This is a genomic window from Streptomyces sp. NPDC014889 (assembly GCF_043081205.1).
Lineage (GTDB): Bacteria > Actinomycetota > Actinomycetes > Streptomycetales > Streptomycetaceae > Streptomyces.
On record NZ_JBIBWH010000007.1, the window covers coordinates 244,585 to 261,066 of the forward strand.

Annotated in this window: 16 protein-coding genes; 8 read left to right on the forward strand and 8 right to left on the reverse strand. The window is 72.8% G+C overall.

The annotated features are described in order from the left end of the window. Positions 1–17 precede the first annotated feature (17 nt). Positions 18–557 (forward strand): arginine repressor, encoded by a 540-nt coding sequence (locus ACF09J_RS16125; protein ID WP_100567805.1) that lies wholly within the window; start codon positions 18–20, stop codon positions 555–557. Between the two features lie 24 nt (positions 558–581). On the opposite strand, the gene ACF09J_RS16130 is transcribed toward ACF09J_RS16125, so the two are convergent. The 5 genes from ACF09J_RS16130 to ACF09J_RS16150 all read right to left on the reverse strand — a co-directional run bounded on the left by ACF09J_RS16130 (position 582) and on the right by ACF09J_RS16150 (position 5,573). Further along, a complete protein-coding gene (locus ACF09J_RS16130) occupies positions 582–1,319 on the reverse strand; it encodes an FAD:protein FMN transferase (protein WP_392306203.1) in 738 nt (245 codons plus the stop codon). Between the two features lie 55 nt (positions 1,320–1,374). Continuing rightward, positions 1,375–2,205 (reverse strand): FMN-binding protein, encoded by an 831-nt coding sequence (locus ACF09J_RS16135; RefSeq protein WP_392306045.1) that lies wholly within the window; start codon positions 2,203–2,205, stop codon positions 1,375–1,377. Between the two features lie 84 nt (positions 2,206–2,289). Continuing rightward, a complete protein-coding gene (locus ACF09J_RS16140; RefSeq protein WP_392306046.1) occupies positions 2,290–3,672 on the reverse strand; it encodes a ferric reductase-like transmembrane domain-containing protein in 1,383 nt (460 codons plus the stop codon). 73 nt (positions 3,673–3,745) lie between these two features. Then, complete coding sequence (locus ACF09J_RS16145) at positions 3,746–4,213, reverse strand: FMN-binding protein (protein ID WP_392306047.1); 468 nt, start codon at positions 4,211–4,213, stop codon at positions 3,746–3,748. A gap of 7 nt (positions 4,214–4,220) precedes the next feature. Then, positions 4,221–5,573, reverse strand: coding sequence for a ferric reductase-like transmembrane domain-containing protein (locus ACF09J_RS16150; RefSeq protein WP_392306048.1), 1,353 nt, complete (start codon positions 5,571–5,573; stop codon positions 4,221–4,223). Between the two features lie 153 nt (positions 5,574–5,726). On the opposite strand from ACF09J_RS16150, the gene ACF09J_RS16155 reads away from it, so the two are divergent. Together ACF09J_RS16155 and ACF09J_RS16160 are read left to right on the forward strand one after the other, a co-directional pair. Further along, positions 5,727–6,467: a response regulator transcription factor gene (locus ACF09J_RS16155; protein ID WP_392306049.1), complete on the forward strand. Its 741-nt coding sequence runs from the start codon at positions 5,727–5,729 to the stop codon at positions 6,465–6,467. 17 nt (positions 6,468–6,484) lie between these two features. Continuing rightward, positions 6,485–8,008 (forward strand): sensor histidine kinase, encoded by a 1,524-nt coding sequence (locus ACF09J_RS16160; protein WP_392306050.1) that lies wholly within the window; start codon positions 6,485–6,487, stop codon positions 8,006–8,008. Here the strand turns inward: ACF09J_RS16160 and ACF09J_RS16165 are convergent. Continuing rightward, on the reverse strand, positions 7,995–8,693 hold the full coding sequence (locus tag ACF09J_RS16165) for a L,D-transpeptidase (protein WP_392306051.1): 699 nt from the start codon (positions 8,691–8,693) through the stop codon (positions 7,995–7,997). The genes ACF09J_RS16160 and ACF09J_RS16165 overlap by 14 nt on opposite strands. Positions 8,694–8,696: 3 nt before the next feature. Beyond that, the gene (locus tag ACF09J_RS16170; RefSeq protein ID WP_392306052.1) at positions 8,697–9,284 is read right to left on the reverse strand and encodes a pyridoxamine 5'-phosphate oxidase family protein; all 588 of its coding nucleotides are present in this window, start codon (positions 9,282–9,284) and stop codon (positions 8,697–8,699) included. Positions 9,285–9,484: 200 nt separating this feature from the next. Between ACF09J_RS16170 and ACF09J_RS16175 the strand changes: the two genes are divergently transcribed. The 5 genes from ACF09J_RS16175 to ACF09J_RS16195 all read left to right on the forward strand — a co-directional run bounded on the left by ACF09J_RS16175 (position 9,485) and on the right by ACF09J_RS16195 (position 15,437). Continuing rightward, the gene (locus ACF09J_RS16175) at positions 9,485–10,678 is read left to right on the forward strand and encodes an argininosuccinate synthase (RefSeq protein WP_392306053.1); all 1,194 of its coding nucleotides are present in this window, start codon (positions 9,485–9,487) and stop codon (positions 10,676–10,678) included. Positions 10,679–10,786: 108 nt separating this feature from the next. After that, positions 10,787–12,214, forward strand: coding sequence for an argininosuccinate lyase (argH, locus tag ACF09J_RS16180; protein WP_392306054.1), 1,428 nt, complete (start codon positions 10,787–10,789; stop codon positions 12,212–12,214). 73 nt (positions 12,215–12,287) lie between these two features. Continuing rightward, complete coding sequence (locus ACF09J_RS16185; RefSeq protein ID WP_392306055.1) at positions 12,288–13,259, forward strand: aldo/keto reductase; 972 nt, start codon at positions 12,288–12,290, stop codon at positions 13,257–13,259. Positions 13,260–13,362: 103 nt separating this feature from the next. Next, positions 13,363–13,929 (forward strand): TetR/AcrR family transcriptional regulator, encoded by a 567-nt coding sequence (locus ACF09J_RS16190; RefSeq protein WP_392306056.1) that lies wholly within the window; start codon positions 13,363–13,365, stop codon positions 13,927–13,929. Next, complete coding sequence (locus ACF09J_RS16195) at positions 13,926–15,437, forward strand: MFS transporter (protein ID WP_392306057.1); 1,512 nt, start codon at positions 13,926–13,928, stop codon at positions 15,435–15,437. The genes ACF09J_RS16190 and ACF09J_RS16195 overlap by 4 nt, the downstream gene beginning before the upstream one ends. 40 nt (positions 15,438–15,477) lie before the next feature. Here ACF09J_RS16195 and ACF09J_RS16200 read toward each other — a convergent pair whose 3' ends face one another. Continuing rightward, on the reverse strand, positions 15,478–16,107 hold the full coding sequence (locus tag ACF09J_RS16200; protein WP_392306204.1) for a lysophospholipid acyltransferase family protein: 630 nt from the start codon (positions 16,105–16,107) through the stop codon (positions 15,478–15,480). Positions 16,108–16,482 lie beyond the last annotated feature (375 nt).

Below are 16,482 nucleotides of genomic sequence, written 5' to 3' on the forward strand. Positions count from 1 at the left end.
CGGAGATTGAGACGACGATGAGCCAGGCGCAGAACGGTCAGACCGAGGCCGGGCCCGCGGTGCCGCAGACCCGCACCGCACGCCACCGCCGGATCGTGGACATCCTCAACCGGCAACCGGTGCGCTCCCAGAGCCAGTTGGCGAAGCTGCTGGCCGACGACGGGCTGAGCGTCACCCAGGCGACGCTCTCCCGCGACCTGGACGAGCTGAACGCGGTGAAGATCCGCAACACCGACGGCGACCTCATCTACGCGGTGCCCAGCGAGGGCGGTTTCCGCACCCCGCGCGCACCGCTGGGGGAGTCGGTGAAGGAGGAGCGGATGCGGCGGCTCTCGCAGGAGCTGCTGATCTCCGCGGAGGCCTCCGCGAACCTCGTGGTCCTGCGCACGCCTCCGGGGGCGGCGCAGTTCCTCGCCTCGGCCATCGACCAGGCCGAGCTGCACGACATCCTGGGGACCATCGCAGGCGACGACACACTGCTGCTGATCAGCCGGGACCCCACGGGGGGACAGGCGCTGGCGGACCATCTGCTGAGGCTGGCCCAGAACGGCCAGTGATCCCGGCGGGGGGCCGGCCGGCTCTCAGCCGAGCCGGGCGGCGAGGCCGTGCGTGCACCTGACCTCGTCGCCCGCCGTGATCAGCAGCGCCTCCACTTCCGGCAGCGACTCCAGCCAGGCCAGGCCCTCGCGGGAGCCCATGGCGAACGCGGCCGTCGCCCAGCAGTCCGCCCACGTCAGGCTGGGGGCGACCACGGTGACCGCGACCAGGTCGGTGACCGCCGACCTGCCGGTGCGCGGGTCGACGATGTGCGCGCCCCGCTCGGCCGTACCGGACGTCGCCACCGCCAGCTCGTCGGTACCCGCGGCGGAGACCACCGCCGCGAGTCCGCCGGGGCGCAGCGGGTCCGACACCCCCACGCGCCAGGGCCGGTGCGCGTCGGGCGAGCCGAGCAGCTGCACGTCCCCGCCGCCGTTCACGCTGACCCCGTGCACCCCCGCCGCGGCGATCCGCCGGGCGGCCCGTTCGGCGGCCCAGCCCTTGACGATCCCGGTCGGATCCAGACTGCCCTCGTAGCGCAGGCTGAACCAGCCCTCGCTGACGCGTTCCGCCTCGGCGCCCAGTTCGAGCACCTCGGCGACCTCCGGGTCGCACTCCGCCACGGTGAGCTCGCCGCGCGCCAGGCGGGAGAGCTGGCTGCCGTCGCGGTAGGTGCTGAACACCTCGTCGACACGGTGCAGTTCGGCGACCGCCTCGGCCAGTGCCGCCGCCACCGCGTCGGACGGGCCGCCGCGCACGTCGAAGGAGAAGACGGTCCCCATGACCTCCTCCGCGTGCCGCACCGCGGCGGGACCCCCGGCCGGACCGGACACGGCCTCAGCCACCGGCCTTGTCCAGTGCCGACTGGAGCGACTTCTTGTAGCCGCCGCTGGTGTACGTGGCTCCGGAGACGGTGTCGATGTTCGCGCTCTGCGCGGCCACGGCCTCCTGGTTGAGCTTGGGCACGGCCAGTTCGCTCTTCTGGCCGCTGACCCCGCCCTGCGGCGCCTGCACCGCCTCGGCCCTGGTGATCCTGCCGTCGCTGACCGTGATCCGGACCTGCACCGGGCCGTACTCGGTCCGGGCGGCCTCGCCCGTGACGGTACGGGACTGGGCGGCTCCCGAGCCGGCGGACCCCGAGGAGGACGAACCGGACGGCGCGCCGGACGACGGTCCGGACGGCCCACTGGACGACGGTCCGGACGGCGCACCGCTCGCCTTCACCTTGTCCAGTGCCGACTGGAGCGACTTCTTGTAGCCGCCGCTGGTGTACGTGGCTCCGGAGACGGTGTCGATGTTCGCGCTCTGCGCGGCCACGGCCTCCTGGTTGAGCTTGGGCACGGCCAGTTCGCTCTTCTGGCCGCTGACCCCGCCCTGCGGCGCCCGCACGGCCTCCGCCGCGGTGATCCTGCCGTCGCTGACGGTCAGCCGTACCTGCACATCGCCGTACTCCGTCCGGGCCACGTCGCCGGTGACGGACCGGGTGCCCGTCCGCTGCGCGCCGCTGGCGCCCTGCGGCGCCTCCTGCGCGGCCGCGGTCTGCTGCGGCGCCGCGCCAGCCGCCGAGGCGGGGTCGGCGGCCGGCTTCAGCGACAGCAGCAGCACGATGCCGGACACGGTCGCGGCGCCGGCCAGCACGGCACGCCGGATGGGGTGGCTCTTCCTCATCGCCGTTGAGCTCCTGAATTCCCGTGAGTCCCGTAAGTCCTGTGGTGTGCCGGAGTTCCGCGTCCAATTCCGCGTTTGCGTCGCTCACATCTCGAACGACTCGTGATGGATGCGGCGGGCGGGGACTCCCGCGCCGCGCAGTGCCTCGTACACCGACTGCGCGAAGCCGGGCGGGCCGCACATGAAGACGTCGTGGCGTTCGATGTCGGCGATCTTGCGGCGCAGCGACTCGGCGGAGATGTCGGGGCGTTCACCGTCCGGGCTGTTCACCGCGTACATCAGCCGGGCGCCGCGCTCGTCGGCGATCTTCGCCAGTTCACCCCACAGGGCCAGCTCCTGGGTGCTGTTGGCCCGGTACAGCAGCGTGATGTCACCGGCCGCGCCGGGCAGCGTCTCGAACAGCGCCCGCATCGGCGTGATGCCCACTCCGCCCGCCACCAGCAGCACCTTGCCGCGGCTGCGCCTGGACGCGGTCAGCGCGCCGTACGGCCCCTCCGCCCACACCCGGGTCCCGGGGGTGAGTTCGCGCAGCCCGGCGCTGTGGTCGCCGATCGCCTTGACGGTGATGCGCAGCAGGCCGGGGCGGGGCGCCGCCGACAGCGAGTACGGGTGGGAGGAGAACCTCATGCCAGGCGCCAGGAACCGCCAGCGGAAGAACTGCCCGGCCTCCGCGCCCATCCGGTGCAGCCTGCGGCCGGCGATCAGCACCGACACGATGCCCGGCGCCTCCTCGATCACCGCCTCCACCCGCATGCGGTGGCGCACGTTCAGCCGGATCGGGGTGAGGATCCGGTACCAGATCACCAGCGCGGTCACCGCGCCGTACAGGCCGTACCAGAAGGTCCTGGCGGCCGGCTCCACGGCGAAGTCGTTGCCGGTCGTGATCTGGTGCCAGAACGTCAGGAACACCGCGGCGTAGGTGAACAGGTGCACGTGGTACCACGTGTCGTACGGCATCCGGCGGCGCACCGGGCCGATCGAGACCAGTCCGACGACCAGCAGCAGTCCGGTGCCGATCGCCGCCTTGCCCATGTCGGGCAACTGCTCCACGGACTCCACGGTCTGCCCCACGATGTCGCCGAGCGACTTGCCGCCCAGCAGCGCGTAGCCCCACATGGTGAGGAAGACGTGCGCGAGGACCAGGCAGAGCGTGTACCGGCCGGTCATGGCGTGCCAGCGCGCGACCCGGTCGGAGCCCACCCGCCGCTCCAGGGCGGGCACCCGTGCCATCTGGAGCACGACGAGCGCCATCAGATAGCCGGCGAGCAGGCCGGTGATCCGGCCCGCGTTCAGCACCCTCCCGGCGGTGCCGTCGATGGACGGGGTGTTCATCCACCACAGCCAGATGACGCCTGCCGCGCCCGCCCAGACGGCGGCCAGCAGCGGTACGGCGGGGGAGCGGCGCGGCCGGATGCGGCGCATCGTCTGGCGCCGGGCGGCGCGGCCGCCTGCGAGCGTGGTGGTCACGGTTCCTCCGTGGACGGAATCAAGGGGGGCGTGGTCCCTTGGCCCTGGAATACGTGCCACGACGGTCCCGCGTTCAGCGCCCGGCCGAGGTTCGGCGCCCGGCCGCGTCCAGCGCGGACTGGAGCGAGCGGCGGTATCCGTCACTGGTGTACGTCGCCCCCGAGACGGTGTCGATGTCCGCGCTCTGCGCGGTCAGCGCCTCCCTGCGCAACTGAGGGACGGCGTAGCCGCTGATCTCCCGGTCCCGCGGGTTGCCGGACGGCTGGGCGAGCGCGGTCACGTCGGTGATCCGGCCGTCGACGAGCGTGACCCGCACCTGGACCGGACCCCAGCGGGTCCGCACCGTCTCACCGGTGACGGTCCTGGTACCGCCGGCCCCTTTGGCCGTGCTCGAACCGCCGGACGGGGCCGGCGCGGGATCCGCGGCGATCCGCGGCGGCGTGTGCGGCTTGAGCGACAGCAGCATCACCAGCCCGGAGACGGTGGCGGCGCCCGCCAGCACGACGCGGCGCAGCGGACGGTTCTTCCTCAACGCGTGCAACAGGGCCTCACAGCTCGAACGACTCGTGGTGGATACGGCGGTCCGGCACCCCGGCGGCGCGCAGCACCTCGTACACGTCCCGGGCGAAGGCGTGCGGGCCGCAGACGTAGACGTCGTGGCCGGCCACGTCGGAGACGGCCGCGCGCAGCGACTCCACGGTGAGGCGGGGGCGTTCGCCGCGCGGGCCGTTGAGCGCGTACAGCACCCGGCCGCCGCGCCACCGCGCTATCGCCTCCAACTCCCCGCCCAGGGCCAGGTCCTCGGCCGTGCGCGCCCGGTACAGCAGGGTGACGTCGCCGGGCAGCGTCTCGAACAGCGCGCGCAGCGGCGTGATGCCGACCCCGGCGGCGATCAGCAGGGACCTGTGCGAGGTGCGCCGGTCGGCGGTCAGCGACCCGTAGGGGCCCTCCGCCCACACCCGGGTGCCCGGCCGCAGCAGCGGCACGGCCGCGCTGTGGTCGCCGAGCGCCTTCACCGTGATGCGCAGCAGGTCCGGACGGGGCGGAGCCGACAGGGAGTACGGCGTCGACGTCCAGCCCATGCCCCCGGCGAGGAACCGCCAGCGGAAGAACTGGCCCGGCCGCGCGCCCAGTTCGTCCAGCCGCCGGCCGCGCACGACGACGGAGTACACACCCGGCGCCTCCTCCTGCACCGCCTCGACGCGCATCCCGTGGCGCAGGTTGAGCCGCACCGGGACCAAAATCCGGAACCACACCACCAGGGCCGCGACGCCCAGGTACAGCGCGTACCAGAAGGCCGTGGCCAGGGCGTGGCCGGTGAACTCGGCGCCCAGCGCCACCTGGTGGCCGAAGGCCAGGAAGACGGCCGCGTAGGTGAGCAGGTGCGTGTAGTACCAGAACTCGTGACTGGTCCGGCGGCGCACCGCGCGCGCCGAGGTGACGCCGACCGCGAACAGGATCACGGTCCCGGCGCCGGCCTTCAGCATCTCCGGGTAGTCCAGCACCACCTTGACCGCCTCGCGCAGGACGGAGGAGCCGTCCTGCGCGGCGTACCCGGCGAGGATCAGCACCACGTGCACGACCAGCAGGCACACCGTGTAGCGGCCGGCCATCGCGTGCCAGCGCGCCACCCGGTCCGAGCCGATCCGGCGCTCCAGCAGCGGCACCCGCGCCATCAGACCCACCAGCACGGCGCAGGCGTACCCGCACAGCAGGCCCGCGATCCGTCCGGCGCCGGTCAGCAGGCCCGCCGTGCCCACGACGGAGTCCGTGCCCTGCCACCACAGAAGCAGCACCGCGGCGGCTCCCGCCCACAGCAGTGCCAGCACCGCGCCCGCGGGGGAGCGCCGGCGCGCCACGGGCACCGGCGGCGCCGCCCGTCGCTCGTACACCGTGGTCATCCGCTCTCCCGTCCCTTCGCCGGTCCAGAACGCCACTGTGCGGGGCGAACCTCTGAGACAGCTCTGAGCGGCGGGCGGAGTGGCCCCTCTCACAGGAAACTCAGAGGGGCCTCCCTCGCCGTAGGGCCGGTGACCGGCGATGCTGGAGAGGCCATGAACACCGCCCGCCCGAGCCCTCCCGCGCTCACCCGCATCGACGGCACCCCCGTGCGCGTCCTCGTCGTCGACGACGACCCCGACCTCGCCGAAGTGCTCTGCGGAGCCCTGCGTTACCAGGGCTGGGAGGTGCGCGCCGCGGGCGACGGGGCCTCGGCCCTCGCCGCGGCCCGCGAGGCGCGGCCGGACGCCGTCGTGCTCGACGTGATGCTCCCGGACACCGACGGTTTCGCCGTGCTGCGCGAACTGCACACCGCGCAGCCGGACGTCTGTGTGCTCTTCCTCACGGCGCGGGACGCGGTGGAGGACCGTATCGCGGGGATCACCGCGGGCGGGGACGACTACGTGACCAAGCCGTTCAGCCTGGAGGAGGTGGTCGCCCGGTTGCGCGGACTGCTGCGCCGTGCCGGCATGGCCCGGCAGCCGGCCGACGGCCCGCGGCTGACCGTGGGCGACCTGGTCATGGACGAGGGCGCCCGCGAGGTCACCCGGGCGGGAGAGCTGATCGAGCTGTCCCCGACCGAGTTCGAGCTGCTGCGCCTCCTGATGCAGAACCCGCGCCGGGTGCTGAGCAAGGCGCAGATCCTCGACCGTGTGTGGTCCTACGACTTTGGCGGCCGGGCCCATGTGGTGGAGCTGTACATCTCCTATCTGCGCAAGAAGGTGGACGCCGGACGGGAACCCATGATCCACACGGTGCGCGGGGCCGGGTACGTCCTGAAACCGGTGGCACGGTGACCGTGCCGCGGAGGGCGATGACATCGCGGATCCGGCGGCTGCCCCGGCCGCGCACCCTGCGGGCCCGGCTCACCTTCGGCCTGGTCGTGCTGCTGGCCGTCGGCTGCGCGGCCGTCGGAGTGGCCGCGGTCCTCGAACTGAACGGCTTCCTCATCGGCCGGATCGACCAGCAGCTCCAGCAGGCCGGGCTGAGCTTCCCGGAGAGCCTGGAGCACGGCACCGCCACCCCGGCCAAGCCCTCCGACCACGACGGCGACGAACGCGGCGACACCCGCCGGCAGGCCGCCGGCACCTTCGGCGCCCGGCTCCTCGGCGGCACGGTGACGCACGCGGCCGTCGTCCCCTCCCGGTCCCGTCCCGGCTTCGACGTCACTCTCACCGGCGCCGACCGCGGCGCACTGGCCGCGCTCCCGGTGGGCCGCGGCGGGCACACGGTGCGCCTGTCCGACCTGGGCGAGTACCGGCTGGCGGCCTGGCCGGGCCGGGACGGCGACGTGCTGGTCACCGGGCTGCCGATGGCGCCGGTGCGGGCCGCGGTCCACCGGCTCGAACTGGTCGCGGGGACCGTCTCGGGGCTCGCCCTGGCCGCCGCCGGGGTCGCCGGCGCCCTGTGGGTGCGCTGGTCGCTGCGCCCGCTGACGCGGGTCGCGGAGACCGCCGCCCGGGTCAGCGAACTGCCGCTCGCCAGCGGCGAGGTCGCGCTGCCGCCCCGTGCTCCGCGCGCCGACCCGCGCAGCGAGGTCGGACGGGTCGGCGCCGCCTTCAACCGGATGCTCCACCACGTCGAGGACGCGCTGACCAAACGGCACGCCAGTGAGGAGCGGCTGCGCGGCTTCGCCGCCGACGCCAGCCACGAGCTGCGCACCCCGGTCGCCGCGGTGCGCGGCCACGCCGAACTCGCCCTGCTGCACCCGGGGCCGGTGCCGCCCGAGGTCACCCGGGCCCTGGAACGCATCGCCGCCGAGTCCGCGCGGATGGGCGAGATGGTCGACGAGATGCTGCTCCTGGCCCGGCTGGACGCCGGGCGTCCCCTGGAGCGCCGCCCGGTCGACCTGACCCGTCTCGTCCTGGACGCGGTGACGGACGCCAGGGCGGCGGGTCCGGAGCACCGCTGGACGCTGGAGCTGCCGGAGGAACCGGTGACGGTGACCGGTGACGCCCACCGGCTCCACCAGGTGCTGGCCAACCTGTTGGCCAACGCGCGTGCGCACACGCCCGCCGGCACCGAGGTGACGGTGTCCCTGGAGCTGGAATCCGGAGGGGAACCGGCCCCGGAGGGTGCCGCCACAGCCGTCCTGCGGGTGCACGACGACGGGCCCGGAGTCCCCGAGGAGGTCCAGCCCGGTGTCTTCGAGCGCTTCACCCGGGCCGACCGCCGCCGCACCGACTCCTTCGGCGGGGCCGGGGCGGGCCTCGGCCTGTCGATCGTGGCGGCCGTGACGGAGGCGCACGGCGGCGGGGTCGGGCTGGACAGCCGCGCCGGATCCACCGCCTTCACCGTCCGGCTGCCGGCGGACGGCGGCGGGCTCAGTAGCGGCTGATCGCCGTCTTTCCGCCCGCCGTGCCGATCGCGATGTGCGGCCGGCGCGCGGGATCCGCCCACGCCAGGATCCGGCGCATGGCGTTCCGGGGCACCGACACACAACCGGCCGTCGCCCCGCGCCCGTTGACGTGCAGGAAGATTCCCGCTCCGCGGCCGCGCACCGGGCGGGAGTAGTTGAAGCCGATGACGAGCGCGTGCGCGTACTGCGTCGGGTAGGCCACCAGGTGCTCGGACTCGGCGGCCCGGCAGTCGGCGGGGCGGGGCTGGGTCCAGCGGTTGTAGGAGCGTGAGCCGTTGTCCTGGCACCACCAGGAGTCCGGGCCCACCCGCCGGTACCTCAGCCGGGTCCCGCCCGGTGCGGCCTTGGTGCCGAAGGCGAACGGCAGGCGGTAAAGGCCGGTCGGCGTCGTGTTCGTCCCCTGCCGCCGTGCCGTCCCCTCGACGAGGCCCCTCGCGCCGAACCGGGCCGGCGCCGAACCGGCCCGCACCCAGCGCCCGCCGCGCAGGTCCCACCAGGTGACCGTGCCCGACGTGGCGCCGGTGCGGGCCGCCTGAGCGGTGATCAGCTGGGTGCCGCCGCCGGTGTCCCGCATCCGGGCCGGCAGCGGCACCTCGCGCGCGGGCGCGGCACCGAGTGTGAGCAGGGACAGGGCGGCGAGGATCGCGGCGGCACCGGGGCGCATGGATCAGACCGTAGACGGCGGCAGCGGCAACGGCAGCCCGGGTAGTCCGTCCAGGCTGGTGGCCACATGCTCCTTCCGGGTGAAGTAGTCGCTCAGCGAGGCGTCGTCCTCGCGCGCGAAGCGCCTGCCGTGCAGATCGCGGTCCGCCTCGTACGCCATGAAGGGCACCGCGTATCCGCAGGTGTCCCGGACGAGTTCGGCGTGCACGACGATGATCGCGCGCAGTCCGTGCCGCGCCGGGTCGATGTCGGGGAAACGGGTGAGGAGTTCGGCGAAGCGCGGGTCGTCGCGGAAGACGGGCTCGCCCCGGCCGTGGACGCGCACGATGGTGGGCGGGCCCTGGAAGGCGCACCACATCAGGGTGATCCGGCCGTTCTCACGCAGGTGGGCGATGGTCTCCGCGTTGGACCCGGCGAAGTCCAGATAGGCCACGGTGTGCTCGTCGAGCACCGCGAAGGAGCCGGTGAGGCCCTTGGGGGAGAGGTTGACCGTGCCGTCGCCGGAGAGCGGGGCGGTTGCGGTGAAGAACAGGGGCTGCCGCTCGATGAACGTGCGCAGCCTGCCGTCGATGCGCTCATACGTCTTTCCCATGTCCAGCGATTATCGGGGCAGGTTCTTTCGTCTGTCTAAGGAATTACGGCCCCCGCTCGCCCCACCGTGGCCGCCCCGGCCGGCGCTTCCTCGGGGCGGCCACGGCTGCCTTGCCGCGACGCGCCGCGGACGAGATTGACGAACCATGCAGAGTTCTGCATACTCATGCATGTCAGCGAATGCAGTGTGAGGAGAATCCCGTGACCGAGCGCGTCGTACTCGCCTACTCGGGCGGTCTGGACACCTCCGTCGCCATCGGCTGGATCGCCGAGGAGACGGGCGCCGAGGTCATCGCCGTTGCGGTCGACGTCGGCCAGGGCGGCGAGGACCTGGACGTCATCCGCAAGCGCGCGCTCGCCTGCGGTGCCGTCGAGGCCGAGGTCGCCGACGCCAAGGACGAGTTCGCCGACGAGTACTGCCTCCCGGCGATCAAGGCCAACGCCCTCTACATGGACCGCTACCCGCTGGTCTCCGCGCTGTCCCGGCCGACGATCGTCAAGCACCTGGTCGCCGCCGCCCAGAAGCACGGCGCCGGCGTCGTCGCCCACGGCTGCACCGGCAAGGGCAACGACCAGGTCCGCTTCGAGGCCGGCATCGTCGCCCTCGCCCCCGACCTGAAGTGCATCGCCCCGGTCCGCGACTACGCGATGACCCGGGACAAGGCCATCGCGTTCTGCGAGGAGAAGAACCTCCCGATCGCGACCACCAAGAAGTCCCCGTACTCCATCGACCAGAACGTCTTCGGCCGCGCCGTGGAGACCGGCTTCCTCGAGGACATCTGGAACGCGCCGATCGAGGACATCTACGAGTACACCCAGAACCCGGCCGTCGCCCGCGAGGCCGACGAGGTGATCATCACCTTCAAGGAGGGCGTCCCGGTCGCCATCGACGGCAAGCCGGTCTCCGTCCTCCAGGCCATCCAGCAGCTCAACGAGCGCGCCGGCGCCCAGGGCATCGGCCGGATCGACATGGTCGAGGACCGCCTCGTCGGCATCAAGTCCCGCGAGGTGTACGAGGCTCCGGGCGCGATCGCCCTGATCACCGCCCACCAGGAGCTGGAGAACGTCACCGTCGAGCGCGAACTCGCCCGCTACAAGCGGCAGGTCGAGCAGCGCTGGGGCGAACTGGTCTACGACGGCCAGTGGTTCTCCCCGCTCAAGCGCGCCCTGGACGGCTTCATCAACGAGGCCAACCAGCACGTTTCCGGCGACGTCCGCATGACCCTGCACGGCGGCCGCGCGGTCGTCACCGGCCGGCGCTCCCAGGAGTCGCTGTACGACTTCAACCTCGCCACCTACGACACCGGCGACACCTTCGACCAGTCCGCCGCCAAGGGCTTCATCGACATCTACAGCCTGTCGTCGAAGATCGCCGCCAAGCGCGACCTCACCTGAGCGGGTGAGCCCGTGGAGGGCGCCTCGCACGCACTAGCCTGACAACCGCCTCCTCACTCACGGGTGGGGAGGCGGTCGCGCACATCGCCATCTCCGAGGAGCAACGCAGTGAGCAGCAACAGCGGTGACGTACGGCTCTGGGGCGGCCGTTTCGCCGACGGTCCCGCCGAGGCCCTGGCGAAGCTGTCCGCGTCCGTCCACTTCGACTGGCGTCTCGCGCCCTACGACATCGCCGGCTCCCGTGCCCACGCGCGCGTGCTGCACAAGGCCGGGCTGCTCGACGACGACGAGCTGCGGCGCATGCTCGCCGGCCTCGACCAGCTGGAGGCGGACGTCGCCGACGGCTCCTTCACCGGCACCGTCGCCGACGAGGACGTGCACACCGCCCTGGAGCGCGGCCTGCTGGAGCGCCTCGGCGCCGACCTCGGCGGCAAGCTGCGCGCCGGCCGGTCCCGCAACGACCAGGTCGCCACCCTCTTCCGGATGTACCTGCGCGACCACGCCCGGATCATCGGCGCTCTGATCGCCGACCTCCAGGACGCGCTCGTCGGACTGGCCGAGGCCCACCCGGACGTGGCCATGCCCGGCCGCACCCACCTCCAGCACGCCCAGCCGGTGCTGTTCGCCCACCATGTCCTCGCGCACGTCCAGTCCCTGTCCCGGGACGCCGAGCGGCTGCGCCAGTGGGACGAGCGGACGGCCGTGTCGCCGTACGGCTCGGGCGCCCTGGCCGGTTCCTCCCTCGGCCTCGACCCGGAGGCGGTGGCGCGCGACCTCGGCTTCGAGCGCGGCAGCGCCGGCAACTCCATCGACGGCACGGCCTCCCGGGACTTCGTCGCGGAGTTCGCGTTCGTCACCGCGATGATCGGTGTGAACCTCTCCCGGATCGCCGAGGAGGTCATCATCTGGAACACGAAGGAGTTCTCCTTCGTGACCCTGCACGACGCCTTCTCCACCGGCTCGTCGATCATGCCGCAGAAGAAGAACCCGGACATCGCCGAGCTGGCCCGCGGCAAGTCGGGGCGGCTGATCGGCAACCTGACCGGTCTCCTCGCCACCCTCAAGGCCCTGCCGCTCGCGTACAACCGGGACCTCCAGGAGGACAAGGAGCCCGTCTTCGACTCCTGCGACCAGCTGGAGGTCCTGCTGCCGGCCTTCACCGGCATGATGGCCACCCTCACCGTCCACCGCGAGCGCATGGAGGAGCTGGCCCCGGCCGGCTTCTCGCTGGCCACCGACATCGCCGAGTGGCTGGTCAAGCAGGGCGTGCCGTTCCGGGTGGCGCACGAGGTCGCCGGCGAGTGCGTGAAGGCCGCCGAGGCCGAGGGCAAGGAACTCGACGAGCTGACCGACGAGCAGTTCGCCAAGATCTCCGCCCATCTGACGCCCGAGGTGCGCACCGTCCTCAGCGTCCCCGGCGCCCTGGCCTCCCGCAGCGGACGCGGCGGCACCGCCCCGAGCGCGGTCGCCGTGCAGCTCGCCGAGGTCAAGGCGGACGTGGCGGCGCAGCACCGGTGGGCGGACGCCGGGAAGTAGTCCGCCCGCCTTCGGGGGCCTCGCGGGTTACGTTGGTCGACAGCCGCAAGGAAGCGACCGAACGGAGCCCGCGATGCCCTTCGCCCGGCTGTTCTCGGCCACCACGCCCACCTGCCACATCGGCCTGGGGCTCGCCGCCGTCGGGCGGCCCGGTTACATCAACCTCGGCCGGGACCGCGACCTCCCTGCCGACCGCGGTGTCGACGCCCTGCGCGAGCGCACCCACGAACTCCTGGACGCCGCCTACGCCCAGGGCGTCCGCTATGTCGACGCCGCCCGCTCCTACGGCCGCGCCGAGGAGTTCCTCGCCGACTGGCTCAGGTCCCGCCCCGACGCCGCCGACGTCGTCGTCGGCAGCAAATGGGGCTACACCTACACCGCCGACTGGACCACCGACGCCGACCGGCACGAGGTCAAGGACCACGGCCTCGCCACCTACGAGCGGCAGCGCGCCGAGACCGCCGGACTGCTCGGCGACCGGCTCGACCTCTACCAGATCCACTCGCTGACCCCGGACAGCCCCGCGCTCACCGACAAGGAACTGCACGCCAGGCTCGCCGAGGCCGCCGAGGGCGGGCTCACGATCGGGTTCTCCACCAGCGGGCCCGCCCAGGCCGACACCGTCCGGGCGGCGCTCGGCGTGACGGTCGACGGCGCCCCGCTCTTCCGTACCGTCCAGTCGACGTACAACGCCCTGGAGACCTCCGCCGCTCCCGCCCTCGCCGAGGCGCACAACGCAGGACTGACCGTGATCGTCAAGGAGGGCATGGCCAACGGGCGGCTCGCCGGGCCGAACGCCCCCGAGGCGCTCAAGGCGGTCGCCCGCGAAACCGGCCTGGGCTGTGACGCCGTCGCCCTCGCCCTGATCCTGCACAGGCCGTGGGCCGGTGTGGTTCTGTCCGGCGCTGCCACGTCGGGCCAGCTCGCCTCCAACCTGCACGCCCCCGCCGTGGACCTCGACGAGGACCGGCTCGCCCGCCTCGACGCCCTGTCCGAGGAACCCCGGGCCTACTGGGAGCGGCGCGGGCAGCTCCCCTGGCACTGAGCGCCCCCCACGACAGCCTCTTCCGCAAGGAGCCGGTGAGAGTCGATGAGACGCGTACGCCTATTCTGAGACATTGATGTCTCATGCGGGGTATCCTTGTCTCATGGCTGTCGATCGTGACCACGTGCTGCGCAGCGCAGCCACCCTGCTCGCCCACAAGTCCACCGCCACCATGGACGAGGTCGCCAGGGCGGCCGGGATCAGCCGGGCCACGCTGCACCGCCAGTTCGCCGGGCGCGACTCGCTCGTCAGGGCGCTGGAGGCGCTCGGCATCGCCGAGTGCGAGGCCGCCCTCGACGCGGCCCGACTGGGGGAGGGGCCGGCCGACGACGCCGTACGGCGCCTGGTCCGCGCGATCGAACCGGCGGCCGGGCTGCTCTCCTTCCTCTACACGGAGAACCAGCTCTTCGAGGGCGAGGAGCAGAACGAGGGCTGGGCCCGGATCGACGAGCGCATCTCCGAGGTCTTCCGGCGCGGCCAGCTCAGCGGCGAGTTCCGTATCGACCTCACCCCCGCCTGGCTCACCGAGGCCCTCTTCGGGCTCATCGCCTCCGGCGCCTATGTCGTACTGAGCGGCAAGGTCGCCCCCAAGGACTTCCACCACATGATCACCGAGCTGCTGCTCGGCGGCGCACTGCGCACGGACACATCACGGAACGAGGAATCATGACCAGCACCCTGCAGCCGGCTCGCGCGGCGGAGGTGGAGCAGCGGCCGGGCCGCTGGCTCGCGCTCTCCGTCCTCGTGCTCGCCGTGCTGCTGGTGGCCGTCGACGCGACCGTCCTCGGTCTCGCGACCCCCTTCATCAGTGAGGACCTCAGGCCCTCGGGCACCCAGCTGCTGTGGATCGGGGACGTCTACTCGTTCGTCATCGCCGGTCTGCTCGTCTCCATGGGAAGCCTCGGCGACCGCATCGGCCGCAAGCGCATCCTGCTCGGCGGCGCCACCGCGTTCGGCGCGATCTCCGTGCTCAACGCCTACGCCGCCACACCGGAACTGATGATCCTGGCCCGGGCGCTGCTCGGCGTCGCGGGCGCCACCCTGATGCCGGCCACGCTCGCCCTGATCCGCAACCTCTTCCACGACCCGCGCGAGCGCAGCCTCGCGGTCGGCATCTGGGGCGCCACCGCCTCCGGCGGCACGGCCGTCGGCCCGATCGTGGGCGGCCTGCTGCTCGAACACTTCTGGTGGGGCTCGGTCTTCCTGATCAACCTGCCCGTGATGGCGGTCCTCGTCCTGGTCGGCCTCAGGACCCTGCCCGAGTCCCGCAACCCCGACCCGGGCCCGTGGGACCTGGTGAGCGTCGTGCTGTCGCTGGTCGGCGTGGTCGGCGTCGTCTACGCGGTGAAGGAGGCCGCGGCAGGAGGGTTCACCTGGCCGGTCCCGGCCACGGGTGTGCTGGGCGCGGCGGCGCTGTACGGCTTCGTCCGCCGCCAGCTCACGCTGCCGAAGCCGCTCCTCGACATGCGGCTCTTCCGCAGCCGGGGGTTCTCCGGCGCCGTCCTCGCCGACCTGCTGACCGTGCTCGGCATGTCCGGTCTGGTGTTCTTCCTGTCCCAGTACCTGCAACTCGTCCAAAACAGGCGGCCCTTCGAGGCGGGTCTGGCGGAACTGCCCGCCGCCGTGGGCGCGGTGGTGGCCGGACTGCTCGCCGGGCGCGCGGCCCGGCGCTTCTCGGTGCGAAGCGTGGTCTCCGGCTCACTGGCCGCCATCGGCCTGGGGCTGGCCGCGCTGACGACGCTCAGCGGGACCACCGGCTACCCGATGCTGGGCACGGCCCTGCTGGTGGTCGGCGTCGGCGCCGGCTTCTCCTTCACGGTGACCGCCGACGTGATCCTCTCCAGTGTGCCCAAGGAACAGGCGGGCGCCGCCTCGGCGGTCTCCGAGACGGCGTACGAACTGGGCGCGGCCCTCGGCATCGCGCTGCTGGGCTCCATCGTGACCGGCGTCTACCGCGGCTTCACCGGACCGGCGGGCACACCGTCGGCCGCCCACGAGTCGCTGGGCGGCGCGATCGAGGCGGCGGCGAGCCTGCCGGCGCACACCTCCGAGACCCTGCTGCACGCGGCCAGGGAGTCCTTCGTGCACGGTCTGCACCTGGCGTCGGGAGCGGGCGCGGCGGTACTGCTGGCGACGGCGGTCGCGGCGTGGTTCCTGCTGAGGGGCCAGAAGCTCTGAACCCGGTCGGCCGCCGTAGTCCCGCCCGGCGGCCGAAGGCCTACGCGGCCTTCGCCTTCGTGGCGTACATGTCGACGTACTCCTGCCCGGAGAGGCGCATGACCTCCGCCATCACCGAGTCGGTCACGGCCCGCAGGACGTAGCGGTCCCGGTCCATGCCCTCGTACCGGGAGAACTCCATCGGCTCGCCGAAGCGGACGGTGACCCGGCCCGGCCGGGGCAGGCCGGTGCCGCCCGGCTGGAGCTTGTCGGTGCCGATCATGGCGAACGGGACCACGGGCGCCCCGGTCATCAGGGTGAGCCGGGCGATGCCGGTGCGGCCGCGGTACAGGCGGCCGTCGGGGGAGCGGGTGCCCTCGGGGTAGATGCCGAACATCCGGCCCTCCTCCAGTACCCGGCGGCCGGTCATCAGCGCGGCCACTCCGCCCCGGCCGCCGTCACGGTCGACGGGGATCATGCCGACGCCGGTGAAGAACCAGGCCATCAGCCGGCCCTTGAGGCCCTTCCCGGTGACGTACTCGTCCTTGCCGATGAAGAAGACCTGACGGTCGCAGACCAGCGGCAGGATCATCGAGTCGATGAAGGTCAGGTGATTGCCGGCCAGGATCACCGGGCCGTCGCCCGGAATCCGCTCCGCGCCCTCCACCTGGGGGCGGAACATCAGGCGCATGATCGGACCGAGCACTGCCTTGATGAGCACGAAGCGGGACAACGGGCCCTCCGGTGTCTGGAGATGTCGAGGGATTGTTCATGAGTCTGTGCAGGTGAGGACGATACTCGCGGCCCGGGGCCGAATGCACATCGGGCTCACCGGCTCTTACGCACTGTTGACATACGTTTACCTGCGACGAAGGTGTGTTTCGCCCCGGTAACCCGAACGGAGCGATGTGATGGAGGTCGCTCGCCGCCCGGGAGGGGGAACGGATGTCCGCCGCGGCCGCCTTCGGCGGGCCTGCCGCGCCGCGGGACCGCGACCCCCGCCTATCAGTACGCCTTCCCGCGCCCGGCCCCGACATGCCGACGGGCCGTCACCCGCCCGGCCCAC

Coding starts and splice junctions, on each gene's coding strand:
- ACF09J_RS16125 (WP_100567805.1), top strand. CDS start 18: ATGAGCCAGGCGCAGAACGGTCAGACCGAGGCCGGGCCCGCGGTGCCG.
- ACF09J_RS16150 (WP_392306048.1), bottom strand. CDS start 5,573: ATGACCACGGTGTACGAGCGACGGGCGGCGCCGCCGGTGCCCGTGGCG.
- ACF09J_RS16190 (WP_392306056.1), top strand. CDS start 13,363: ATGGCTGTCGATCGTGACCACGTGCTGCGCAGCGCAGCCACCCTGCTC.
- ACF09J_RS16185 (WP_392306055.1), top strand. CDS start 12,288: ATGCCCTTCGCCCGGCTGTTCTCGGCCACCACGCCCACCTGCCACATC.
- ACF09J_RS16165 (WP_392306051.1), bottom strand. CDS start 8,693: ATGCGCCCCGGTGCCGCCGCGATCCTCGCCGCCCTGTCCCTGCTCACA.
- ACF09J_RS16200 (WP_392306204.1), bottom strand. CDS start 16,107: ATGCGCCTGATGTTCCGCCCCCAGGTGGAGGGCGCGGAGCGGATTCCG.
- ACF09J_RS16160 (WP_392306050.1), top strand. CDS start 6,485: ATGACATCGCGGATCCGGCGGCTGCCCCGGCCGCGCACCCTGCGGGCC.
- ACF09J_RS16195 (WP_392306057.1), top strand. CDS start 13,926: ATGACCAGCACCCTGCAGCCGGCTCGCGCGGCGGAGGTGGAGCAGCGG.
- ACF09J_RS16170 (WP_392306052.1), bottom strand. CDS start 9,284: ATGGGAAAGACGTATGAGCGCATCGACGGCAGGCTGCGCACGTTCATC.
- ACF09J_RS16155 (WP_392306049.1), top strand. CDS start 5,727: ATGAACACCGCCCGCCCGAGCCCTCCCGCGCTCACCCGCATCGACGGC.
- ACF09J_RS16130 (WP_392306203.1), bottom strand. CDS start 1,319: ATGGGGACCGTCTTCTCCTTCGACGTGCGCGGCGGCCCGTCCGACGCG.
- ACF09J_RS16135 (WP_392306045.1), bottom strand. CDS start 2,205: ATGAGGAAGAGCCACCCCATCCGGCGTGCCGTGCTGGCCGGCGCCGCG.